The organism is Hymenobacter glaciei (assembly GCF_039539585.1).
In the GTDB taxonomy this organism is placed as follows: Bacteria; Bacteroidota; Bacteroidia; order Cytophagales; family Hymenobacteraceae; genus Hymenobacter; species Hymenobacter glaciei.
Genome location: NZ_BAABDK010000021.1, coordinates 18926 through 42214, shown reverse-complemented (window position 1 = coordinate 42214; position 23289 = coordinate 18926). Strand labels below are relative to the sequence as shown.

General features: G+C 59.0%; 25 protein-coding genes. 16 read left to right on the top strand and 9 right to left on the bottom strand.

Going from position 1 to position 23289, the window contains the following annotated elements; genetic code table 11:
• Position 1: 1 nt before the first annotated feature.
• Positions 2-850, bottom strand: a complete 849-nt coding sequence (locus tag ABD837_RS13285; RefSeq protein ID WP_345055284.1) for a polymorphic toxin type 44 domain-containing protein — start codon at positions 848-850, stop codon at positions 2-4.
• Between the two features lie 115 nt (positions 851-965).
• Between ABD837_RS13285 and ABD837_RS13280 the strand changes: the two genes are divergently transcribed.
• The 7 genes from ABD837_RS13280 (at position 966) to ABD837_RS13250 (ending at position 6520) form a co-directional block, all read left to right on the top strand.
• Complete coding sequence (locus tag ABD837_RS13280; protein WP_345055280.1) at positions 966-2816, top strand: type VI secretion system Vgr family protein; 1851 nt, start codon at positions 966-968, stop codon at positions 2814-2816.
• A gap of 3 nt (positions 2817-2819) precedes the next feature.
• Complete coding sequence (locus tag ABD837_RS13275) at positions 2820-4160, top strand: PAAR-like protein (RefSeq protein ID WP_345055278.1); 1341 nt, start codon at positions 2820-2822, stop codon at positions 4158-4160.
• Between the two features lie 8 nt (positions 4161-4168).
• The gene (locus ABD837_RS13270) at positions 4169-4639 is read left to right on the top strand and encodes an SUKH-3 domain-containing protein (RefSeq protein ID WP_345055275.1); all 471 of its coding nucleotides are present in this window, start codon (positions 4169-4171) and stop codon (positions 4637-4639) included.
• A 28-nt stretch (positions 4640-4667) separates the two neighbouring features.
• Positions 4668-5510 carry an EndoU domain-containing protein gene (locus tag ABD837_RS13265; protein WP_345055272.1) on the top strand — a complete coding sequence of 281 codons (843 nt, stop codon included), beginning with the start codon at positions 4668-4670 and terminating at the stop codon, positions 5508-5510.
• Between the two features lie 33 nt (positions 5511-5543).
• Positions 5544-5873 carry a hypothetical protein gene (locus ABD837_RS13260; protein ID WP_345055271.1) on the top strand — a complete coding sequence of 110 codons (330 nt, stop codon included), beginning with the start codon at positions 5544-5546 and terminating at the stop codon, positions 5871-5873.
• A gap of 50 nt (positions 5874-5923) precedes the next feature.
• Complete coding sequence (locus tag ABD837_RS13255) at positions 5924-6148, top strand: hypothetical protein (protein WP_345055270.1); 225 nt, start codon at positions 5924-5926, stop codon at positions 6146-6148.
• Positions 6149-6274: 126 nt separating this feature from the next.
• A complete protein-coding gene (locus ABD837_RS13250; RefSeq protein ID WP_345055268.1) occupies positions 6275-6520 on the top strand; it encodes a PKD domain-containing protein in 246 nt (81 codons plus the stop codon).
• A 108-nt stretch (positions 6521-6628) separates the two neighbouring features.
• Here the strand turns inward: ABD837_RS13250 and ABD837_RS13245 are convergent, their stop codons facing one another.
• Positions 6629-8092 (bottom strand): hypothetical protein, encoded by a 1464-nt coding sequence (locus ABD837_RS13245; protein ID WP_345055266.1) that lies wholly within the window; start codon positions 8090-8092, stop codon positions 6629-6631.
• 421 nt (positions 8093-8513) lie between these two features.
• On the opposite strand from ABD837_RS13245, the gene ABD837_RS13240 reads away from it, so the two are divergent.
• The 4 genes from ABD837_RS13240 (at position 8514) to ABD837_RS13225 (ending at position 12529) form a co-directional block, all read left to right on the top strand.
• Positions 8514-8693 (top strand): hypothetical protein, encoded by a 180-nt coding sequence (locus tag ABD837_RS13240; protein ID WP_345055264.1) that lies wholly within the window; start codon positions 8514-8516, stop codon positions 8691-8693.
• A gap of 75 nt (positions 8694-8768) precedes the next feature.
• Positions 8769-10514: an ABC transporter substrate-binding protein gene (locus ABD837_RS13235; RefSeq protein ID WP_345055261.1), complete on the top strand. Its 1746-nt coding sequence runs from the start codon at positions 8769-8771 to the stop codon at positions 10512-10514.
• 3 nt (positions 10515-10517) lie between these two features.
• Positions 10518-11561: an ABC transporter permease gene (locus ABD837_RS13230; protein ID WP_345055258.1), complete on the top strand. Its 1044-nt coding sequence runs from the start codon at positions 10518-10520 to the stop codon at positions 11559-11561.
• A gap of 17 nt (positions 11562-11578) precedes the next feature.
• A complete protein-coding gene (locus tag ABD837_RS13225; RefSeq protein WP_345055255.1) occupies positions 11579-12529 on the top strand; it encodes an ABC transporter permease in 951 nt (316 codons plus the stop codon).
• An 802-nt stretch (positions 12530-13331) separates the two neighbouring features.
• Here the strand turns inward: ABD837_RS13225 and ABD837_RS13220 are convergent.
• The 6 genes from ABD837_RS13220 to ABD837_RS13195 form a co-directional block, all read right to left on the bottom strand.
• Positions 13332-14240, bottom strand: a complete 909-nt coding sequence (locus ABD837_RS13220) for an SDR family oxidoreductase (protein ID WP_345055252.1) — start codon at positions 14238-14240, stop codon at positions 13332-13334.
• A gap of 92 nt (positions 14241-14332) precedes the next feature.
• The gene (locus tag ABD837_RS13215; RefSeq protein WP_345055251.1) at positions 14333-14995 is read right to left on the bottom strand and encodes a peptidylprolyl isomerase; all 663 of its coding nucleotides are present in this window, start codon (positions 14993-14995) and stop codon (positions 14333-14335) included.
• A gap of 63 nt (positions 14996-15058) precedes the next feature.
• A complete protein-coding gene (gene hemC / locus ABD837_RS13210; RefSeq protein WP_345055249.1) occupies positions 15059-15988 on the bottom strand; it encodes a hydroxymethylbilane synthase in 930 nt (309 codons plus the stop codon).
• Between the two features lie 128 nt (positions 15989-16116).
• Positions 16117-17253 carry a DNA polymerase III subunit gene (locus ABD837_RS13205; protein WP_345055246.1) on the bottom strand — a complete coding sequence of 379 codons (1137 nt, stop codon included), beginning with the start codon at positions 17251-17253 and terminating at the stop codon, positions 16117-16119.
• Positions 17254-17389: 136 nt separating this feature from the next.
• Positions 17390-18607 (bottom strand): GlmU family protein, encoded by a 1218-nt coding sequence (locus tag ABD837_RS13200; RefSeq protein WP_345055244.1) that lies wholly within the window; start codon positions 18605-18607, stop codon positions 17390-17392.
• Positions 18608-18764: 157 nt separating this feature from the next.
• Entirely contained in the window at positions 18765-19034 is a 270-nt protein-coding gene (locus tag ABD837_RS13195; RefSeq protein ID WP_201977305.1) for a type B 50S ribosomal protein L31, read from the bottom strand.
• A 230-nt stretch (positions 19035-19264) separates the two neighbouring features.
• Between ABD837_RS13195 and ABD837_RS13190 the strand changes: the two genes are divergently transcribed.
• From ABD837_RS13190 to ABD837_RS13170, 5 genes are all read left to right on the top strand, one after another.
• The gene (locus tag ABD837_RS13190) at positions 19265-19687 is read left to right on the top strand and encodes a hypothetical protein (protein ID WP_345055238.1); all 423 of its coding nucleotides are present in this window, start codon (positions 19265-19267) and stop codon (positions 19685-19687) included.
• A 163-nt stretch (positions 19688-19850) separates the two neighbouring features.
• Entirely contained in the window at positions 19851-20432 is a 582-nt protein-coding gene (rdgB, locus tag ABD837_RS13185) for an RdgB/HAM1 family non-canonical purine NTP pyrophosphatase (protein WP_345055235.1), read from the top strand.
• A 170-nt stretch (positions 20433-20602) separates the two neighbouring features.
• Positions 20603-21244 carry a uridine kinase family protein gene (locus ABD837_RS13180; RefSeq protein WP_345055233.1) on the top strand — a complete coding sequence of 214 codons (642 nt, stop codon included), beginning with the start codon at positions 20603-20605 and terminating at the stop codon, positions 21242-21244.
• Positions 21245-21419: 175 nt separating this feature from the next.
• Entirely contained in the window at positions 21420-21815 is a 396-nt protein-coding gene (locus tag ABD837_RS13175; protein ID WP_345055231.1) for a hypothetical protein, read from the top strand.
• A 93-nt stretch (positions 21816-21908) separates the two neighbouring features.
• The gene (locus ABD837_RS13170) at positions 21909-22370 is read left to right on the top strand and encodes a DUF4268 domain-containing protein (RefSeq protein WP_345055229.1); all 462 of its coding nucleotides are present in this window, start codon (positions 21909-21911) and stop codon (positions 22368-22370) included.
• Between the two features lie 67 nt (positions 22371-22437).
• Here the strand turns inward: ABD837_RS13170 and ABD837_RS13165 are convergent, their stop codons facing one another.
• Entirely contained in the window at positions 22438-23130 is a 693-nt protein-coding gene (locus ABD837_RS13165) for a hypothetical protein (protein ID WP_345055227.1), read from the bottom strand.
• Between the last annotated feature and the right edge of the window lie 159 nt (positions 23131-23289).

Genomic DNA, 23289 nt, shown 5'->3' with positions numbered 1-23289 from the left:
GTTATTTCCGACGCGGCTGCCCCCACTGGCGTTGGACCCTGGAAGCGTAATTGCGCTTCACCGCATATTCAAACCCTACGTTTATCGAAAACTGGTCGTCGGCAGAGTCAAACTGCCGGTTGTACCCGTTCTTCATAGGGTTAGCCAAACTATTATAATGGGCGCCCAGCAATAATTCGCCTCTGGTTAGTCCAAGCGCTGCTCCGGCTGCGCCAAATAAGAAATTGCCGAAATTGAACCAGTTATGAGCAATGCCTTCAAGATAAAAAAGGAAAGGCGTAGCCTCTTTCATAAGTTTATAGTTAATCTCCATATGAGCTATTAACTCGAGGCCGACCGTAGCGAAGTCCATGCACCCTCCACCTTGGCCTTCTTTTTCGATGTAACTATACCGTTTGGATAGTGGAATGTGGGAAGACTTATTTTCATAATCTAATGCGCCCGAGTGGAACAGCATTTTCAAAATTTCCGCTTCCGTAACGGGGCGTAGCGAACGGATAACACCGCTCTTAATCCGCTTAATATCATCCACTGGGTCAGCGAATCTAAACTCCTCTTTGGTGGCCCCAAAGGTGTATAGGAGCTTGCCGACTTCGTGCGTTTGGTTTCGTAGCCCGGTTCTGATATCTCCCTCTGTGATGTTGATGAACTGCCACGTATCGGCGGAGAAATTGATGCATTCTACGTCGAACCACCCGTTGATATTTTGGGCGCGTTGCTCGGCGGCTCCCTGCAGCAGCACGGGAGCCAAACTGCCAGCATGCTCAGCGAAAAGCGGCTCGGGCTGGCCGGCATGCACAACCGCAGCCCAGGTGCTAATGGCCTGCGCTTTATTCGTAAAAATGGTCATAAATGGAAGGAACTGGCAGGGTAGACAGCCTATGGAATAACAAACATACCAGATTTTACATTCTAACTTGCTTGTCCAATGGTCCTTCCCACACCACATTTTTCCACCCTCTTTAATGGCCCGCCAAGTCACCATCCAGGTTGACGGCGCTGGGGAGCCCTTTGCTCCCAGCGACGACTTTCTACGATTTTCCTTAACCCAACGCCTTGCCGGACACCACAGTTTCGCCCTGACTGTGCCCTACGACCGAGCCGAGGATTCCAAAACTGCTTTCTTCTCGCGCACCCTGGAAAAGCTGCTCGGCGAAACCATCGCCGTGAGCATCAGCGATGCCGTGCCGGCCAAGCAACCACAGCAGTTGCAGTTCAACGGAATCATTACCGGGCTGAGCACCAGCAAGGACACTGATTACAGCGCCAGCATTACCGTGCAGGGCTATAGCCCGTGCCGGCAACTGGCCGATGGGCTGCAGAAACGAACGTTTGTGAAGCAACCATTGGCGGCCATTTTCCAGCAGGTTCTGGCGCCGTACCCCGAAGACCTGCTGCCCCGGCAGATTCAGCCGTCGCACAAATCGCCGCTGCCCTACGTGGTGCAGTACCAGGAGTCGAACTACGCTTTTTTGAGCCGCCTGGCGGCCGAATACGGCGAGTGGTTTTACTACGATGGGCAGAAGCTACGCCTTGGGCCGCCAGCCGCCGGCGAAGCTTTCGACTTTGTCGCGGATGGGGTGTACAACAACTTTCAGTTCAACCTGGCGCTCCAGCCCACACGCGTCACGCTCTACGACTACAGCTACCAGCAGCACGAGCATTTTACCAGCGATACCACCGCACAGCAGCTCCCGGCCATCAGCCAGCACCGCTACAGCAAGCTGGCCTCCGAGCAGTCGGAGAAGCTGTTTGCCCAAGCCTCGCACACCACCGCCGAAACGGTGATTCAGAGTACCGGGCAACTTAACGAAGAAGCCAAGTTCCTGAAGGCCCACCGCGTGGCCAGCCTGGTGGTGATGCAGGGCCACAGCGATAATTCGGCGCTACTGCTGGGCGGTGTGATGCGCATTCACGGCGAGGGCCTGGGCAGCCAGCACCTGACCGATGAGAGCTTTGGCACCTACCGCATCACCGAACTCACGCACCACGTGAGTGCCGCGGGCAACTATTACAACACGTTCACGGCCATTCCGCACCTGCTGGAAGTGCCGCCGGTGTACCCCACCTATGCTCCGCCCGCTGGCACCTCCGAGCTGGCCGAGGTCATCGATGCCAACGACCCCGAACACCTGGGCCGCGTCCGCGTCCGCTTTTACTGGCCCGTGGAAAAGCCGGGCAACGCCGAAACCGACTGGCTGCGGGTGCTCACGCCCTATGCCGGGGCAGGCAAAGGCCAGTTGTTCACGCCCGAAGTTGGTTCGCAGGTGCTCGTCGGCTACCAAAGCGGGTTGGCCGAGCAGCCGTACGTGCAGGGCAACCTGTTCCATGCCAAGAACAAAGCCAGCGCGAAATACACGCACAACGGCGGCGAAATCAAGGGCATTCAGACGATGGCGGGCAACCGCGTCACCTTCCACGACAAAAAAGGCGCGGAGAAAATCGTCATCAGCAACGGCAATCAGAAAGGCACGGCGCTGGAAATTAACTTTACCGGCGACGGCAACATCACCCTCAAAACCAAGGGCTCTATTTCCCTGGCCGCGGGGAAAGACGTGCTTATTGAGGCGGGCAACGACGTGAAGATTTCGGCCAAGAAAAACGTGGTGCTCACGGCCAAGGAAGAGAGCATCAGCCTAACGGCGAAGAAAGACTTGGCCGTGCACGCGCAACAGAACATTGCCCTGGCTGCCCAGGCAGCCATCACGGTTGATGCCCCTCAGGAAGTGACCGTTGCTTCCAAAACCAAGCTCAACTTGCACGGGGGCGGAGAAATTGCGCTCAAAGCCGCCACCATCGGTAAATCCGTCGGGTAAGCCATGCCAGCTTCTATTGACGATAACATTGCCGTGACCGGTGCGCTGCTGCAATGCAGCGAGAGTCCCGCCGTGATGCCCTTCACGCCCACATTCGCCCCTACTTTCACGGTCGGGGGCCGGGTGGAAGGCACCGCTGCCGATGTAGTGCCCATCGCCAACATTCCAAGCTTCGGCATCTGCAAAAAGCTGTCGCAGGCTGCCGGCGCGCCCATCCCGTGCGTGCCAGCCCCGTTGCGGTGGGAAGGCGCGTTTGGGGACTACACCAACAACGGACAGGAAGTATTGCTGGGCAGCTCCTGCCTGCGCTGTTCGCTCGGACAAGGCACGATTAAATTTCTGACCTGCGGACAAGTGCCGGTGCCAGCCCCGTTACAAGCGCAACTCGATGCCCAAGAGGCCCAACAGCAGTCGGACGCCGAAGCCTTTGCCGAGCAGGAGGCCGAGAAAAACTCGGTGGGCGCGCCGGGGTTCTGGGAGGGACTGATACCGGTGTGGGGCTCGGGTCGCTCGGCGCTGCACAACTTCCAGACCGGGCACTGGGGCTGGGGCCTGCTGGACACGGCCTTTCTGGTGCTCGACGTGGTGGCCGTGGTGGCGGGCGTGGTCAGCTTCGGGGCGGCCACGGCGGCTTGGATGGGGGCCGAGACGGGCCTGAAAGCGGCGGCGCGAGCCGCGATGCGCACGCTGGCCGAAGGGGCCGTGGCCAAGGCGGCCAGTGCCAAGGCCCTGGCCACGGCCGTGGGCGAAGGCGTGGGCAAAATGTACGAGCGGGCCGCCGGGGCTCTGGGCGGGGCCGCCAAACGCGAGGCCGCCGCCAAGCTCTCGCAGGAAGCCGCCGAGGCCGCCGCCAAAGCGGCAGCAGAAGCTGCTAAGTCCAGTAAATGGCTTGAAGAACATGCTTCGCGGCTCACAGAAAACGCGACGCCAGAACTTGTAAATCCCGCTATCGATGCGGCCAATAGAGCACAGAAGATGCCGGGTAAAAGTAGGCCAGGGACTACTTCTGCAATGCAACTAGAAGATGGCACCGTTATTTCGGCTCATAGTCAAGTAGGGACAAAGTTGCCACAAGACATTTTGCCTGATAATTTGCATCCAGATGTAAAAAAGGTACTTGATGATATCCCAAAGGAACAAAGGGGAGCTGGGCATGGGAAATGTGCCGAACCCCAGATTATCTCAGAGGCCCTCCACGCAGGAAAGGATGTTAAAGGGGCTAAATCGGTCGCAGTAGAAGTCAAAGGAGCTGGAAATGTAAATCACCTCAAACCGAAATGCGCGTGCGGTTCGTGCAAAGTTTTGCTTAAACATTACGGCATTCTCGACGTCGTTAAACCATAACGGAAATCATGAGTAACCAAATTTTCTACAATCACGAGGTTATCGCTTTACTCAAGGAAGCAGGATGGTTTGAAGGGCGAAATGCTGGCTCATCACTAACCCTTCCAAGTGACGTGAAGTACCCAGTTGAAATACTTGAAATTTTGCAGGAATTTGGTGGATTAAGTGTTCGGTCAAGTGGACCAGGGATAACCTTAATTAAGAATGACATCGATTTCAATCCAGCAGAGGCTGAATTTGAGAGTGAAATTGACGGCCGGTTGCACTACTATTCACAACTATTGAAAAGAACCATCTATCCAATAGGGTATGTACCTAATGAATCTTTAATGCTCTGTTTAGATAGTACTGGGAAAACGTATATGGCGGGTGACAATCTATATTTAGTCGGGACTTCCTTCGTTGATGGGGTGAGTAATATTCTGCTGGGCATCAGGGGCAAAATATTCCACGAGGATGACTTGCGTTGGATGGACTAAATAGTTTTTTGGGGAGGGACTGATACCGGTGTGGGGCTCGGGTCGCTCGGCGCTGCACAACTTCCAGACCGGGCACTGGGGCTGGGGCCTGCTGGACACGGCCTTTCTGGTGCTCGACGTGGTGGCCGTGGTGGCGGGCGTGGTCAGCCTCGGGGCGGCCACGGCGGCTTGGATGGGGGCCGAGACGGGCCTGAAAGCGGCGGCGCGGGCCGCGATGCGCACGCTGGCCGAAGGGGCCGTGGCCAAGGCGGCCAGTGCCAAGGCCCTGGCCACGGCCGTGGGCGAAGGCGTGGGCAAAATGTACGAGCGGGCCGCCGGGGCTCTGGGTGGGGCCGCCAAACGCGAGGCCGCCGCCAAAGCGACCGAGGATGCCAAGGTGCTGGCCAAAGACGCGGCCGAGGCTGAGATTGCCCGCATCGAACAGACCATTTGCGCCCCCCACGCGATGCAGCACATCTTTGAGGGCGGGATTAAACCTGTCACTCATGGGCATGTGAACACGTTATCAGGACCGATTCATCCTCCCGGTCATTACGGCACTGGCGTGCATTCAATGGAAGCTATCCATCAAGGCAAAGCTCGCATTATACCCAGAAGCATCAGTCAAACCGCTCCCAACGGAGCATTTAAAGCCCAGGTCGAACTGCTCGACCAAACCGGCAATGTCGTGCCGAAAAAAGGTGCCGGTGTGTCCACCTTTTTTCCGCCCAACTGGTCAAAGGAAAAGACCATGCAGGAGATTGAGCACGCTCACAATAGCAGAGTTTTTCAGAATGGCAACAAGTGGAAAGGTGTAGCTTCCGACGGCAGTGAGACTCAAATGTTCCTTGACGCCAATGGTAAAATCATATCAGCTTTTCCCACTTTCTAATTTTAATAAAACGCATTTTAATATTTTTGTGATATGCTTAAGTATTGTTTTGAAACCAGAAATCTGCTGGGTCGCTCTAATCACTTCATCACTACTGGCGCGCCTTACGAAATGCTTGGCAACATCAGTTCCAGTTATCTTTCCCAACCTTCGGAAGTAATGAAATTGATGAAGAATCTGGAACAAGTGATGGCTGGCACAAAAGAGGGATATCCTTGGGGCGAGGATGACTGTGCATTTTCATCCGAACCTAACCTGACTTATATCGACTACGATTTCGGCGACCACACCATCACCATTCCAACTTCTGAGATACTACAGTTGATGCGGGACTGGTTGAAATACTTGCAGCAACAGGCGTAGTCTGCCTGACAACCCCTGGGCCTAGGTCCTGCTAGATGTGGCGGCGAGCTTTGGCGTCTGCGGCCGCCGTGGGCGAAGGCGTGCAGAAAATGTACGGCAAGGCAGCTGGGGCCCTGGGTGGGACGGCCAAACGCGAGGCGGCGGCCAAGCTCTCGCAGGAAGCCACTACCAAAGCGGCGGCAGAAGCCGCTAAGTCCAGTAAGTGGCTTGAAGAACTCCGGTCCTGGAACGAGGAAACGGTTGATTTAGCCCTCAAGCCCGTCACACAAATGTGATAAACTGTTACGTGTATGTGCGCTTGGCCGACACGGGCCAGCCCTACGCCGACGTTATTCTAAATGATGGCAACGTCATCGTTTGCTTCCTATACGAGTACCACCGCACGTACATGATTTACACCTTTGGCGGGGACCTTGAGTCCGGGCCAGCCCGTGTCCTTCGACTCGCCCGAAGCCCAGCTATTAGAATGCCGCAACACGCAGTATATCTGGGATTTTCGCGATGGCACCGTGGTACAAGGCCGCACCGTACAGCATACCTTCCGCCATGCCGGCACCTACGCCGTCCGCTTCAGCATGCGCGGCTACGGTTCCGAAGCCTGCGTCGCCAGCCACTGCGTGTCCCGCCAGGTTGTAGTCGAGCCCTAAGTCCTGCAGCATGAAGCAGCAAGCAGGGAGTCGTGGGAACGTGTTTGGAAGCAGGATAAAGCCTGCTCCTCACCACATTCTCACGACTCGCTACTTACTGCTTAACAGTTACGCCACGGCCACCGGCGGGCCTTCGCGCAACAGCTCCAGCACAATTCCCCAGAGGTTTTCGTAGGGTATTATTTCGACTTCGGCAAAGGCTTCGCCGGGCGGTGGGGTGTCGCGCAGCTGCTGAAATAAGCCCTGGCCCCGCTCGGCTGCCTTCTTCGGGTCGAAGTTCTTCTCCACGATTACCTGCAGCAGCCGCAGAAACAACCGGCTGCGCAACGTCGAAGCTTCCGTGAGGTGGCGCTGCTGGTACTTGCGCAGGCGTTCGAGGCGCAGCAGCACCGGCTCCAGGTTGCGCTCGCGCAGAAAGTACAGCAGCTGCAATACCAGAATGGCCACGTTGTGCCCACGCTTGTCGCGGCTGTATTCGGGCAGCAGCAGCATTTGCTGGGCCACCTGCCGCTGCCGGGCCGACTGCACCCGCGGCGCCGGCAACACAAAGTTGGTGTAGGAGCGGTACAGGTCCCAGCGTTGCAGCGCCGCCTCGCGCTGCCCCACAAACGCCGAGTTCTTGGCCACGGTATCGAGCAGCTGCTGGGCCAGCTCGTAGCGGCCCGCGTGCAAGGCCAGTAACAGGTGGTGCTCCTGAAAATAAAACCAGTTGCTCGACGACGGATGAAAATCGCGAATGTACTCCTCCGCGAGCTGCAGGCCCCGCACGGGCTGGCGGCTGCGCAGGTAGGCGTAAATGGTCACAAAATGGTTGTAGCGCAAGTCGAAGCGACGCGCGTTGAGCTTACCGGCCTGTAAGTCGCGGGCCGCAGCGGCGGCAATGCGAATCATGGCGACAAATTGCCCCTGCAGTTCCTCGTACAGCATCCTGACGCGGTACAGCATGTTGTAGGAGGTGAAGCTGTGCGCGCGCCGGTGCAGGGTTTCGAGTTGCGCAATTTGCCCTGGCAGCGTCGTCAGCAGCATGCGGCGGGCGGCCACGGTGTTGTTGCCCACTAGTTGCGTATCGGCCTGCACTTGTTCGGCTTCGTCTTCCCAGGCCAGTTGCTGCTGGGCCTTCTGCAGAACTTTGCTTATCTTTTTATAAAGGATGGGCTGGCGCCGCTCCACGTACAAGTTGCGGAGCATGCGGGCGGCCAGCACCACATACTGCGTAAATTCACCTTCTTCGGCTTGGCGCAGGCAGCGCAGCAATAGGCGCTCAGCCAGGCGAAAATCGCGCTCAGCATATAGCACGCTTACCTTATGCAACAAATCAAGGCACTCCAGCTCGTAGCGCCGCGATATCAGGTGGCGCGGGTCGGTGTGGTCGAGAAAATACAGCTGGTTGAGTAGCTTGACCCTTACCCGCGACTGTAATTTTTGCAGGGCTTGCAAGTTGGCGGGCGTAGCCTTGCCATATACCGCTTTGGCTAACTGCAGTTGCGTAGCTTCGGGAGCTTCTTTAATAGTGGCTACAAACAACTGCTCTTTGCTGCCTCTGCCCTTGTTTACATCCAAAAGTGGCACCACGGGCATGGCCCTGGATGTCACGATTCGCACCAAATTTGAGACTTCATTTATCATAAAAATGCCTTATGGCTCAAATTTAAGCGCTTTTATTTGGGTTGACACGCAAAACACCATGTCAGGAAATTAGCCCCTTTTTCCTTTTTTCACCCACTGATGAAGCAGAGCTTTGCATATTGGATTATTATAGCCCAAAAAGCAGGTTGATGTCAAAAATGCGCCACATTTCCGGATTTCACTAATTTAAAAAACTGACGGGTTAACATTCTATCGAATAATTAAGTATTTTTTTGCAATTAAATCCAAAATAATATGCGCTAATGTAATGTCTGGTTCAGGGCTATAGTGTCCTTTTTAACAGCAATTTGAGCGGTCAACTTTGTGTCAATCAATCACCTGACACCACCAATAACCAATCAAAGCCATGTTGTACGCACTTGCTATCGCCCTGCTGCAGATTATCAACGTTCTTCCCAGCACTCCTCCTCCCCCCCCTGCACCAACTGGTACCACTCAGACTACCGGCGGTGAAGGTGGCACCAGCGGCTGGGGCGGCGATGCTTCCTGCGACGGCGGCACCAGCGGCTGGGGCGGCGACAAATAGTAGCCAACTCGCGCGCAAAAGCTTCCTGACTATATTGCCGACGACTCCTGCCTGAGGCCAATAGTTTTTTAGCTCGTGACCATTGTTTCCTCCATTAGAAAGCTGGCTTTACTTGGTACAGTGCTGCTGGGCAGCTGCCTAGACAAGCATGCACCTCCTGCGGCTATTCGCATCCGCTGGGCCCACGACCCCGAAACCCTGGCCCCCCTGGCTTTGCAGAACCAGTCCGCCATGGATGCCAGTAACCTGATGTATCTCAGCTTACTGCAAGTAAATAGCAAGCCGTTATCCATCGAGCCGGCCCTGGCCGAACAGCTCCCAGAGGTTGGCCCGCGGGGCGATTCGCTCACTACGTTTCGGTATACCATCCGGCCAAATGCTGCCTGGGACGACGGCCGCCCGGTAACGGCAGCCGACGTAGCCTGTACCCTTAAACTGATGAGTTGCCCCGGCATTCCCAACGAGATTTCCCGCAATAATTACAGCCGGATACGCCAAATCGAGCTCAATCCGGCCAATTCCCGACAGTTCACGCTGGTTTGCCAGGGGCAATCGCCGGAATTACTGCTCATTTCGGGCGACTTTTTTATTCTGCCTGAGGCCGTGCTCGACCCCCAGCACCGCTTGCGCAGCTACTCCCTGCCCGCGTTGCAGCGCTGGCCAGCGACGCGCCCCCCCGACTCTGCCCTCGCGGCGGTAGCCCGGCAGTACCAGGCCGCCGACCTGGCCAACCACCCCGAGCATGCCCCCGGTTGTGGCCCCTACCGCCTGGCGCGCTGGGAGAAAGACCGTTATCTGTCGTTTCGCAGCAAGCCCAACTGGTGGGGAAAAGCGACGACCGGCCTCCCGCTGGCGCTGCAGGCCCGGGCCCCGCAACTCGATTATCTCATCATTCCCAACGCCAGCGCGGCGGCGCTTGCGTTGCGGCGCGGCGACCTCGATGTGTTTCCTCAGGTCCCGGCGGCCGATTTCAATCGCTTCAGCACCAACCCTTCGGCTGATGTGCGCTTGTACGCATCCGACTCCTACGACATTGCCCTGGCTGGCTTCAATACCAAGCGGCCGGCCCTGGCCGATGCTCTCACCCGCCAGGCTCTGAGCCGACTGTTCGATACAGCGGGCCTGCTGCGCGGCACCCAGCAGGGCCGCGGGCAGCGCACTGCCGGCCTGGTGCCGCCCTTCGACCGCACCAACTACAACGACAGCCTCCGGCCCGTGCCCTACCACCCAGCGGCGGCCCGGGCCCTGCTACTGCAGGCCGGCTGGCAGCCACCCACCGCCGGCCAGCCCGGCTGGCGGCGAGCAAGCTCCCGGGGCGAACAGAAACTGCAGTTGGCCGTCCGCTACCGGAGCAGCGACGAGTTGTTTGCGACGGCCGCGCTGCAATTTCGGGCAGCCGCCACCAGCCTCGGTATTGCGGTGGAGTTGCGGCCCACCGAATCGGCCCTCTTTGGCAAAGCCCTGGCTGATGGCGACTTTGACATCTTTATGCGAACGCTGCATGGCAATCCTTTTGCGGTCAACTTCGCACCCCTGCTGCATTCTGGCACTTCCAGCGAAACCAACAGCACCCGGTTTGGCAACCCGGCTTGCGACCAGTTCATCGACGCGGTTGCCACCGCCAACGACTCGCCACAGCGGGTGCGGCAGCTACGGCAGCTGCAAGCCCTGTTGCAGCAGCAAGCTCCGCTAGTCCCGTTCTTCTTTCTGGCCAACCGGGTGGCAGCTCGCCGCGACTGCCAGGGCCTGTACGTGAGCAGCCTGAAGCCAGGTTTTGTAGCCCCAACCATCGAACGGACGGCTGCTGCCGCCTCCCGCTAGCGCATGGTCCGGCTCCTGCTCCGGCACCTTGGCCAAACCCTGCTCGCCACCTGGCTATTGGCCTCAGTCGTGTTTCTGCTAACTCGGGCCGATGGCGAACAGGCCGTTCGGCTGGCACTGGCGCCTGCGGCCGACCTTTCCATGCCGGCTGTTTCGCAAGCCGAGGAATTAGCCAGCCGTGCAGCGGCGCGTCATCGGCTGGGGCTCGACCGGCCACTGTTTTATGTTGGCTGCTCGGCAGCGGGCAGTTGGGAGTGGGGCGGCTGGCACAACCAATACCACCAATGGCTCCGGGCGCTGCTCCACGGTAATCTGGGCACCTCGTTCCGCTCGGGCGAGCTGGTTTCGCACCGGCTGGCCCAGGCACTGGCATTTACGCTGCCCCTCACAGGCTTGGCGGCGGTGCTGGCTATCCTGGCAGCCTTGGTGCTGGCCACTGGCATGGCGGCGTTTCCACGCTGGCAAGGGCCCGTTCGCACGGTGCTGGTGGGCCTGCATTCGGTACCGCTGTTCATTGTAGCACTAGCCCTACTGCTGCTATTTGCCAACCCGGAATTGCTGAACTGGTTTCCGGCCTATGGAGCAGCCCCGGAGGTTGGTACGCATGCGCTGAAGCAGTTTTTCGATGCGCTGCCCCAGTTGGTGCTGCCGGTTGCGGCGCTGGTACTGGCGGCCGTGCCCGAACTCACCTTGCAACTTGCCAGCGCACTGGCGCATGAACTCCGCCAACCTTATATCGTCACGGCGCGGGCCAAGGGCCTGCGTGCTTCGGCCGTGGTACGCCACCACGCCTTGCGCAATGCCCTGTTGCCCACGCTGGCTCAGCTGGCAGAGTTGCTGCCCGCTATGGCCGCTGGTGCCGTGGTGGTGGAGACTATTTTCGCGCTGCCAGGTATGGGGCGCTTACTAGCCGAAGCGGCTGCCACCCGCGACTATCCCCTGCTGGTAGGCGGTGTGCTCTTGGTGGGCCTAGCACGCCTGCTCTCCCTCCTGCTAGCCGATTTGAGCTATTCCTGGGCTGACCCTCGCATTCGATGGAAAGCCTGAAGTCATTATTTGGGAGGATGCGAAGAGGACAGCTGCTGGCACTGGGCTGGCTGGCTGGCGTAGTCTTGCTGGCGTTGTTGGCTCCGGTGTTACCGCTGCCCTATCCAGCCGGCATACCCGACCTGGCACACGTAGCCGAAGCGCCCTCCAGGGCCAGCCGCCATTGGCTGGGCACCGACCCGCAGGGAGGCGATGTGCTCAGTGGCCTGCTATTTGGCGCGCGCACGGCCCTGCTGCTTACGCTACCGGCTGCGCTGCTGGCCAACCTGCTGGGAGGAGTTGTGGGTGGAGCGGCAGGCTTTTGGGGCAACCGGCTCCTGGTGAGTGCACCGGCCATGGGGCTAGCCCCGCTCGCGCTGGCCTGGGTCCTGGGAATGCCTCCGCTGGCGGTGGCTGCTGGGGCCGTTACGGTAGGCGCGCTATGGGCCTGGCGATGCATGCGAAGGCTTCCTGCTTCCATTGCGGCGCCGCTCGACTCGCTGGTGCTGGCCACCGTTAGCAGCCTGGATACCGTGCCACGGCTGGTTCTGGTACTGGCCCTGGTAGCCCGCGGTGGGTTATCGGTTGCCGGCCTGGGCCTGGTGCTGGGGCTTACTGCGTGGTCGGGGCCGGCGCGTCTGGTGCGGGCCCGGATGCTGGCCGTGAAAGCACTGCCGTTTGTGGAAGCCGCTCAGGCGAGTGGCCTTCCGTTGGCGCGGGTATGGTGGCACCATGCGTTGCCGCACGCCCTGAAGCCGCTCCAAACCGCTCTGCCGCTTAGCCTTGCAGGCCTGCTAGCCCTGGAGAGCACCCTCTCATTTTTGGGAATAGGCCTGCCTCCTGATGTAGCCAGCTGGGGCCAACAGCTCGCAGCCGCACGGCAGCAGCCACAAGCATGGTGGGCTGTCGTCTTCCCAGCCTTGGCCTTGTTCGCAACTATTATCTCTATCAATGTGCTAACTACAAGAAAATCGTCACTTTCTAACTAGCCTGGCGCCCATATTATAGCAGCAGCCAAGCAAAACACTTCTTCTTTTATAGCATATAGTCTGAGCTAACCGCCAAATGTCAGAATAAGGGGCAATTTACGAGCCTAAGGCTGAATAAAAAGCGCAGAGCCGAACGACCAATCCACTATAAATCAATTTTATACTTAAACTCGCACAGGAGAGCCCATGTCATACCAGGCAGTTATTTTAATTATACCAGCTAGGTTTATCACTTTTTTATCCCGAACCAAATGTCTGCATTATAACAGAACTGTCCTTTTTTGAGCCTTGCCCTCAAGAGTAATATTGTGTTGTCTTACTGGCACAGCTATTCGCTTATCACCGCACCGGTCTGCCAATTCAACCCTTATTGCTATGTATCTGCTGGTTTATCCTTCTTTAGCTAATTCACCAAGGTCCAAAAGCGCCCCTAATTCGTTGCGCCAAGCGGCAGTGGGCGTCGATTTTGTTACTCCAGACGGCATCATCGTACCCCGGGCTGCAGGCGAAGCAGCACTGCTAGGCCATACCGCTGTCCTGATTGGCGGGCTGCTAGTCGGGTTCTGGTCTTAGAACATCTGCTGACTTTTTCGCCCGCATTTCGGCCACTCGCTTTACTACCTTAACACATCCAGTCTACTACCAGTCTACCAATCCAGTATCTACCAAATACACCTTTTTCTACCCTAGCCTGCTACCCGGGCAAAGTCAGAACCCGCCGTCTACCCCGGCGGGTTTTTTTATGCCAAATCACAGAGAGCACAACGGGCAGTGAGCCAAGCACTCCTGCTTTGTGCACCGTTTATGTTACGGCATCGCGCTGGCGGCTCACCAAAGCAATGCCTTCGGCCAGGGAATGGGGGGTATAGCCCAATTCGCGCCGGGCTTTCTCGATGAGGAAACCGGTGCGCGCCGGCCGTCGGGCCGGCTGCGAAAAGGTGCTGGCATCGACGCGCTCAATGAGCGCAGCGTCGAGGTTAAAATGGGCAGCCACGCGCAGCGCAAGGTCGTAGGGCGTCAGAAATTCATCGCCGCTGAGGTGGTAGATGCCTTGGGCTGCCTGCCGGGCCAGCAGCCAGCAACCTTCGGCCAGGTCTTCGGCCAGCGTGGGCGTGCGCCACTGGTCGGCCACTACTTTGATGGGCTGGCCTGCGCGCAGCGAGTCGCGCACCCAGAGCACGAGGTTGGTGCGGCCGTAGTTATGCGCCACCCCGTACACCAGCACGGTGCGGGCAATGGCCCAGCGGCCGGGGCTGGCCTGCACAACGTGTTCGGCGGCCAGCTTGCTTTCGCCGTAGAAGTTGACCGGAGCCGGGACTGCATCCTCGGCCAACGGGCCGGCGTCACCCCCAAACACGAAGTCGGTGCTAAGGTGGGTGAAGTGGGCATCGAGCGCAGCACAGGCAGCGGCTAAGTGCTTTACGGCAATTACGTTATGCTGCCAGCAGGCGGCGCGGTTTAGCTCGCACTCGTCGGCATTCGTCATGGCGGCTGTGTGAATGACGTGGGTGGGCCGCTCATGGGCCAGCACTTCCCGCACCTGGGCACGGTTGCTTACATCGAGGGGCACAAACCGCACGGTGGGGAAGTGCATAGCCAGCTTGTTAGTCCCGCGCGAAGTAGCTATCAGTTCCACGCCGGACTCCTGGCACAAACGCGCCACGAGTTTCTGGCCCAGCAAACCATTGGAACCGGTGAGGAGAATCTTCATGTGAAGAGGCATTTGGGATACCCCAAATTCAATTCGGAGCGCCGGCGTCTACTGTCCTGGCAACCGAAACGGAAATGTAGGATACTGCGCTGCTACTCGTACTTATAGGCATAGAGTTGGCTAATTTTCTTGCGTTTCAGCTTTTCTACCTTCATGGTCATTTTGGCATCGACGGTGGGATGGTCGCGCCCATCTTTGGGCAACTTGGCAATTTTATCGATGACCTCAAGGCCCTGAATAACCTGGCCGAATACGGTATACTGGCCATCGAGGAAGTGCGCACCGCCATGGTTTTCGACCAGATAAAACTGGCTGCTGCTGCTGGGCGTGCCGGCCGGGCCGCCCATGCGGGCAGCGGCTACGGAGCCGTAGATGTGCGGGTGCGCAGGCCCCAGCTCGGCCGGAACAGTGCCCTCGTTGGCGCGGCCCAGGCCGTCGTTGCTGGGGTCAGCGTCTTTGGAGTTGATGTCGCCGCCCTGAATCATGAAATTGTCGATGATGCGATGGAAGCTCGTGCCGTCATAAAAACCGCTTTTGGCCTTTTGCAGGAAGTTGGCCTTGTGCAGCGGGGTATCATCGAACAACACCAGGCGGATGATGCCCTGGGTGGTGGTGATGGTCACGACTTCATCTTTTTTGCTCTTGTGCGGCCGCTTGCCAGGCTTTTGGGCAGCCAGGGCGGGGCCAACCAGCCACAGCAGAGCCAGCAGCAGCCCCGCGAAACGAACGAAACGGAATTTCAGAAAACTCGACATAAGCATAAAGCAGCAATGAGAGAACGTAAAACTATACGCCCGGAGAGTTAGAGCGTTGGGCCGCTACCCCCGGTGCTCGCGGATGCTGGCCAGGATTTCGCGCCCGCCCCGGCCCAGCACAGTATCGGCCACGCGCACGCCTAGCTCCACCGCATCGGCGGCTGTTTCGGCGGTCTGAATTTCCTCCACATACTCTTCTCCGCTCAGGCTGATAAGGCCGGCGTGCAGGCGCAAGCGGCTGCCTTCGAGCGTAGCCAGGGCAAACGAAGGGATGCTGCAGCCTCCTTCCATGGTGTGCAGAAAGGCGCGCTCGGCCAGCAGGCAGGTGTGGGTAGCGAGGTGGTCGAGGGCCGCTTTGAGATTGGCTTTGAGGCCTTCGTCCAGGTTGGCGGCGCACTCAATGGCAATGCTGCCCTGGCCGGTAGCGGGCACAAACTGCGCCGTGGGCAAGGTGTGGCGCACCAGGTGCTCGTAGCCCATGCGGTGCACGCCAGCATAGGCCAGCACCAGCGCATCAAACTGGCCTTCTTCGAGCTTGCGCAGGCGGGTTTGAAGGTTGCCGCGGGCTTCGGCGGTTTCGGCGTGGGGGTAGAAGCGGCGCAGCTGGGCCTTGCGGCGGGTGCTGCTGGTGCCCAGCACGATGCCCGGCTTGTCAAGCGAGAAGCCATCGTTGAAGCTGAGCACGACATCGTTTACCTGCTCGCGCTCCAGAAAGGCCAATAGCTCCAGCTCGCGCGGGATGCTGCTCTGCACGTCTTTGGCCGAGTGCACGGCCAACTGCGTATCGCCGCGCAGCAGGCTCTCTTCCAACTCCTGGGTAAACACGCCTTTGGCCCCGATTTTGGCCAGGCTGCGGTCCTGCACGGCGTCGCCGGTGGTTTGCATCGGGACAATCTCCGTTTCGAAACCGGCTTTTTGCAGCAAATGAGCGACGTGCTCCGTCTGCCACAGGGCGAGGCGGCTGGCACGGGTGGCAAGGCGAATTGTGGTCATAATTATTGGCTTATTTCATAAAAGAACGTCATGCAGAGCACCACGAAGCATCTTTACCGTAATAGTAAAATCAATTGACAGGGATTACTGCTGCGGTAAAAATGCTTCGCGGCGCTTTGCATGACGTGCTAAACCCTAAGAAACCCGCCCAGCCGCAGCGAGCTGTCCACGAACACCATTTTGGCGTTGGCGTTGCGCTCGATGTGGTAGTGGGCATCGGTGAGCTCTTTGGTGAGCAAGTCGGCGTTGCGGGGGGTTACGAATTTGGCGAAGCCGCTGACGAACTGCTGCTCACCGTTGGCTAAGTGAGGCACGAATTTCGGGTCGATGCCAAACAGCAACACTTTGCGAATCAGGCCCAGCGAGTAGCTGAGCAACTCCTTTTGGTTTTCGCGGCCCAGCTTCTGAAACTCCTCGCTTTTCTTCAAAATATCGGCGGCCTTGCTGCCGTAGCTGAAGCACAGGCGCATCCAGTCGCGAAAGAACTCGAAGTAGTCGTGGTCAGCGTTGGCATCGCGGCTGGCAATGGCCGCGCCCAGGCTGCCTTCGGCCAGCTGCGCCACCTGGCGGGCTTTGGCTTCGGGCACCTGGTATTTGGTGTGCAGGTAGGCCGTGATGTCATCCTCCGAAAATGGGCGCACCACCACCGGCTGCACCCGGCTAATGATAGTGGGCAGCAGCTGCTCGGGCGCATGGCTCACGAGCAGGAAGATGGTGGCGGGCGGCGGCTCTTCCAGCAGTTTCAGCACGGCGTTGGCAGCGGCCGGGTGCATAAGCTCGGGCAGCCACAGAATCACGATTTTGAAGCGGGCCTCAAAGGCTTTCAGGCTCACCAGCTTCAAAATCTGCACGGCCTCGTCCTTGCTGATGTTGCCCTGCTTGTTTTCAGCCCCGATGTGCTGCATCCAATCGTTGAGGCCCTGGTAGGGGTTGTCGAGGACAAAGGCCCGCCACTCGGCCATAAACTTGCTGCTCACCGCGTCCTTGGCCACCGTTTTGGTGGTAGTCACGGGCATGATGAAGTTCAAATCGGGGTGGGCCAGCTTGGCTGTTTTGGTGCAGGCCGGGCAGTGGCCGCAGCTGTCGTCGGCATCGGCGGCGCGCGCTTCGCAGTTCAGGAACTGCGCATAGGCGAGGGCCAGCGCCAGCGCCGCGCCTCCTTCCTTGCCCCGGAAAAGCTGGGCGTGTGCCACGTGCTGCCGCTGCACCGACTGGCGCAGCAGGCTCTTAACGGCGGCTTGGTTGGGAATGTCGGCGAAGGTCATACATAGCGCGCAGCCATTGCTGCGTGTTTCGCCGCAAAACGGCGAGCAATCATGAGGAAATCATTACTGAAAAAGACAGGAGTTGGCAAAACCGCATTCGCCGCTAGGCGGCGAGCCACGCAGCCAAGGCTGCGCGCTACTTGGCCTTCTCCCAGACCCTATCTTCCGCCGTGGCCTCAAACACGGTCCGCAATATCGCCTGCTCCGTCGTATCATACGGCAGGCTGCGGCGGGCCATCACGCGCTCGGCTACTTCGTTGGCTTTGGGTAGCTGGAAGGTTTCGAAACCCGCCGCGCCACCCCAGCTGAAACTCGGGATGAACGTGCGCGGGAAACCCGCTCCGAAAACATTGGCCCCCACGCCCACCACCGTGCCGGTGTTGAACATGGTGTTGATGCCGGCCTTGCTGTGGTCGCCCATCATCAGGCCGCAGAAGGTTTGGCCGGTATCGACGAAGCGCTTGGCGGTGTGGCTCCAGACTTTGACGGGTGCGTAGTTGTTCTTGAGGTTCGAGGTGTTGGTGTCGGCCCCCAGGTTGCACCACTCGCCAATGACTGAGTTGCCCAAATAGCCGTCGTGGCCCTTATTGGAGTAGCCCAGCAGGATGCTGTTGCCCACTTCGCCGCCGACCTTCGAGAATGGACCTACGGTGTTGTCGCCCCGCATCTTGGCGCCGGCGTTGATGTGCGAGCCTTCGCACAGCGCCAGCGGGCCTTTGATGATGGCGCCCTCGTGCACCTGCGAGTTCTTACCCAGGTAAATGGGACCGTCTTCGGCGTTGAGTATAGCGGCGCGGATTTTCACGCCTTCTTCGATGAAGATATTCTCGGCGCCGTACACGATGGTATGCGCATCGCCTACGGGCTGCGAGGTGCGGCCCTCCGTCAGGAGCGCGAAGTCGCGGCGTATTTCCACGCCGTTGCGCAGAAACAGCTGCCACGGCCGGTCAATCACCGTGATGGGTTCCGTCACCTGCTTTTCTTCAGCCAGCCCATCCTGCACCAGCTCGGCTACCAGCGCGGCATCCGCGAGGTGGGCCGCCACCAGCAATTCGTTGTAGTACAGGCCCTGGCCCGGGCGCAGCGCCAGCACCTGCTTCACCAGCACCGCATCGGGGCACACCGCACCGTTGATAACCAGCGCCGGCCCCGCCACCACGCCGTCGGCGCTCACCGGGAACTTGGCCTGCAGATAGGGCTGCGTGAGGTAGCCCACGGTGGGCGCGGCTAAGTGCCGCTGCCATTTTTCGGCAATGGTGAGGATGCCGCAACGCAACGCCGCCACGGGCCGCGTAAACGTAAAGGGCAACAGATGCGGCCGGATGGCCGGGTCGTCGAACAGGAGAATGTGCATTTTTAAGCTATTAGCTGATAGCCTTTAGCTATTAGCTTTTTTGAAGACATGCCCAAATTTACGGCTGTCGCTCGGCAACCGACATAAAAAAACTCCTTCCGGGCTTACCGAAAGGAGTTTTAAAAGCTAACAGCTAATGGCTATCAGCTAACAAAAACTATTGCTTGCCAGCGCTGCTCTGCTCTTTCTTGGCGTAGCGGCTGCGGAATTTCTCCACGCGGCCGGCCGTGTCGATAAACATGTTTTTGCCCGTGTAGAAGGGGTGCGAAGCAGAGCTCACTTCGATTTTCACCAGCGGGTACGTTTTGCCGTCTTCCATCGTAATGGTGTCAGTCGGCTTCATCGTCGAGCGGGTGATGAACTTAAAATCCGAAGAAGAGTCCTGGAATACGACTTCCTGGTACTCGGGGTGGGTGTCCTTTTTCATATCGAGAGGTCGGTTTAACCGGTTGAACCCTGCCGATTTTGCGGAAGGGACTGCAAAAGTACGGCTTAGCTCCGAAATACCCAACCCCCGCGCTAAACTTTTCGGCGTCAGCTACGTCCATACCAGTGCCCGGGGCGCTTGTTGCCCCTGCAAAAAGGTTGTACATTTGAATCCGGCCCTCTTTCGGGGTTGGCCCGTTGCGCGTGCTAAAACCTGTACTCGTCCACCATGTGCGCCTCCGTGCGGGGTTCTTGGCGTTGCTGCTCGTGCTGAGCAGCGCGGCCGCGGTGTATGCAGCGACGCTTACGCTTTTTACGGCCGCCTACTCGGGCACGGTGGTGAAAGTGGAATGGGAGGTAAGCAACGAAGTCGACGTCACCGGCTTCGAGCTGGCCCGCAAGTCGGCCACCGAAACCAGCTACACCACGGTTAGCACCACCGCGGCCACGGGGCAGCGCCGCTACCTCTATACCGACACCAACGTGTACCGCACCACGGGTACTACGGGCACCACGGGTACCCTGGGCGGTCCCTATACCTACCGCCTCACGGTGCGCAGCCCCGCTGGCGACCAGAGCTACCTAACGGTGCTGGCCGGCACGCCCAGCGCGGTGCAGCGCTCGTGGGGCACCATCAAGTCGATGTTCCGGTAGGCTGGTCAGGTAATCTCGATTATTAGCACGTCATGCTGAGCTGGTCGAAGCATCTCTACCGCAGTAGTAAATGAATTACTTGCGCGGTAGAGATGCTTCGACCAACTCAGCACGACGTGCTTTTTTACTCCGTATTTATTTAACCAATCTCGACCGCTTCCCCATGCGCCTCTGCTTCGCTTCCAACAACGCCCACAAGCTCGACGAAATTCGCCCCCTGCTGCCGCCCGGCTTCGAACTGCTGAGCCTGGCCGACATCGGCTGCCACGAAGAGCTGCCCGAAACCCAGGACACCCTCGAAGGCAACGCCCGCCAGAAGGCCGAGTATGTGCGCGAACACTACGGCGTGGGCTGCTTCGCCGACGATACTGGCCTGGAAGTAACGGCCCTGAACGGCGAGCCCGGCGTGTACTCGGCCCGCTACGCCGGCCCGCAGCGCCTGGCCGAAGACAACGTGGCCAAGCTGCTGCATGAGCTGGCCGGCCAGCCCGACCGCTCGGCCCGCTTTCGCACGGTGGTGGCGCTTGCTCGCGCCGACGGCAGCGTGCACCAGTTTGCCGGCGAAGTGGCGGGCCTCATCACCGAAGAGCCCCGCGGCAATGGCGGCTTTGGCTACGACCCGGCTTTTGCCCCCGTGGAGGGCGACGGCCGCACGTTTGCCGAGATGAGCGGGACCGAGAAAAACCGCATCAGCCACCGGGCGCGGGCTGTGGCTGGGCTGCTGGCGTTTCTGAAGGAGGAATAAGCGTTGGAAAAAGACGGTCATCCTGAGCGCAGCGAAGGACCTTACTACGGCTGAACTACCTGCAGCAAACCAATCGGCGCAGTTGTGACAAGGTCCTTCGCGGTGCTCAGGATGACAAACGGTTCCCCCCTTCTCCCATATTCGCCGTCCTCAAACTACCTTTGCCCGTTATGCAGACCCCCTACTTAATTGGTATTACCGGCGGCAGTGCTTCTGGCAAAACCACCTTCCTGCGCCGGCTGCTGGAAGCTTTCCCGGAAGAGCAGATTTGCCTTATCTCCCAGGACAACTACTATCACCCCCGCGAAAAGCAGCTGCGCGACGACCAGGGCATCGAAAACTTCGACCTGCCCGCCAGCATCGACGCGGCTGCTTATGCCAATGATGTGCTGCGCATCAGCCAGGGCCACGAGGTGCGGCGCAAGGAGTACACGTTCAATAACTCGGCCGTGACGCCCAAGGAGCTGGTGTTCCGGCCCGCGCCCATTGTGGTGGTAGAAGGCATTTTCGTGTTTCACTTTCAGGAAATTGCCAAGCTGCTCGACCTGAAAGTATACATCGATGCCCAGGAGCACGTGAAGCTGCACCGCCGCATCATCCGCGACCGCGACGAGCGCGGCTACGACCTAGCCGACGTGCTGTACCGCTACACGCACCACGTAGCGCCGACCTACGAGCAGTTCATTGCTCCGTACAAGCACTACGCCGACATTGTGATTCCCAACAACCGCCATTTCGAGCGGGGCTTAGAGGTGCTGGTAGGGTATCTGAAGGCTCGTATTGGGGCAACAGCCGGCGAGCAGCCGGTGTAATAGGGCCTTAGAGAGTAGGCGACAAGGCATGTTTTCATGGAATTTTTTGAGAAATTTCAGAACTATACTGGCAAAAAGTAGCTATATTGGGCTTGAATTCGATTGCTGACACTCGCCCTTAGGGCCGGTTAAGCCATTGAAGGCTCTGATTTCGTCACTTTTACACCGTACCGCTATGAAACGCTCAATTGCTCACTGCTCCGCTCTCGCATTGGTATCCGGGTTGCTAGCGCTGGCTGGCTGCGATAAAAACGGCCAGACCGGCGTGTTGCAACACCCGGCCAGCAACGCGGCTCTGCGCGCCGTGGTAACGCCGGATAAGGCGTACGACGCAACGTTCAATGCCACGCTCGACAAGCTGAACGAGGAGAGCTACCTCATCATCACCAAGGCCGAGCGCGGCAGTGTGTTCACGGTACACACCGGCCCGCTGCCCGCGGCCGACCACGCCGTGTGCTTCGCCAGCACCAAAAACGAAGGGTTCAAAGAGTGCGTGGAAGAATACTACCACAATACCGGGGGGGTGGCCATTCAAAACAACGAAGCGGGCTGGTGGGCCACGCCACTTTAAATTATGAGTTTTGAATTATGAATTATGAGTTAGCCCAAACGGCGGCCACTTCACCAATTCATAACGCATAATTTTTAATTCATAATTCAATCAATGTATAGCAAAGCGGAAATTACCCAGCTGCGCCAGGCTTTCTGGACGACTTTTGGGCAGTACATGGCCCCGGTGCCCTCGGCCGAGGGCGACACCACGAATTGGATAAACTATAAAACGGGGCTCAAAAACGTGTATTTCCGGATGCAGGCCGATAAAGTGCGGGCCAGCATCGCCATCGAGCTCACCCACCCCGACGCCGGCATCCGCGAGCTGTTCTGGGAGCAGTTTCTGGAGCTGCGCACGCTGCTGCACGAAACCCTGGGCGAAGAATGGACCTGGGACGCCCAGGCGACGGATGCCAACGGCGAGGAACTCAGCCGGATTTACACCGACCTGGCTCCCGTGAACCTGTTCAGCCGCGACGACTGGCCCCGGTTGATTTCGTTTTTTAAGCCGCGCATTGTGGCGCTGGATGCGTTCTGGGCCGATGCGCAGTGGTCGTTTGAGGCGCTGAAGTAAGAGCACGAAAAACCCCGGCAGCCGCGGCTGCTGGGGTTTTTGTTTGCGTAGCACGAGTTCGTCAGCGTCAGGCGGTGGGCGCCAGGCCCGGCATGGCATCCGGCCCTTTGCCGCTGCCGCCGGTGCGGCCCACGCGGCGGGCGCGCTTGTAGCCGTCGAACAGCGTGGGGTTGAGGAAGCGGAAAACGTCCATGGGCTTGTCGAGCTCATACACCTGCTGCATGAGGGCGGCGAGCAGGTCGGTGGCCGACTGGTTGCCCTGGCTGCGCTGGTCGATGAGGACCGCCGTGCCGCGCACGGTTTGCGCGTAGGCCGCGTGCAAGGCGCGCAGCTGGGCCAGCACGGGCTTGCTGAGGCCGTAGGGAGCAAGGTCTTTGGCGCGGGCATCGGCGGCGGCCAGCAGGTCCTGGCTCACGTCGCGCAGCTCCTCGGGCTTCATGTTGTTGAGCTGGGTTTTGCTGAGCGTGGCGTGGGCCAGCAGGGTGCGGTCGGCGGCTTTGCTGGCTACCGAGCGCAGGGGGCCCAACAGGGCCGGCAGGGCGGCCAGCAACAGGGTGCGGGCAGTGCCGGCCTGCTGCGTATTGGCCTGGGTGCGGAGGGGCGCGGCCCCCACGGCGGTTTTCAGCTGCTCGTAGGCGGGGGCCACGTCGGCGGCTTCGGCGGCCGCTACTTCGCTGGTGGCAATGGCCTCGGCATTATCGGCCAGAAACCTGACCAGCACGGTGGTCATGGCGTATTGTTTTTCCTCGCGGGCATCCATATAAAACGTTGGGTAGAAACGTGAAACCGGCCGAATACCGGACGGCCGCCAAGGTTACGGATTTTTCCGGGACTTCGCGAATATTCTTATATTCTTATCAAAACCTTAGCATAGCCGAATAGCAATCACCTGCTGAAGCCTTTTATATTTACCCCACTG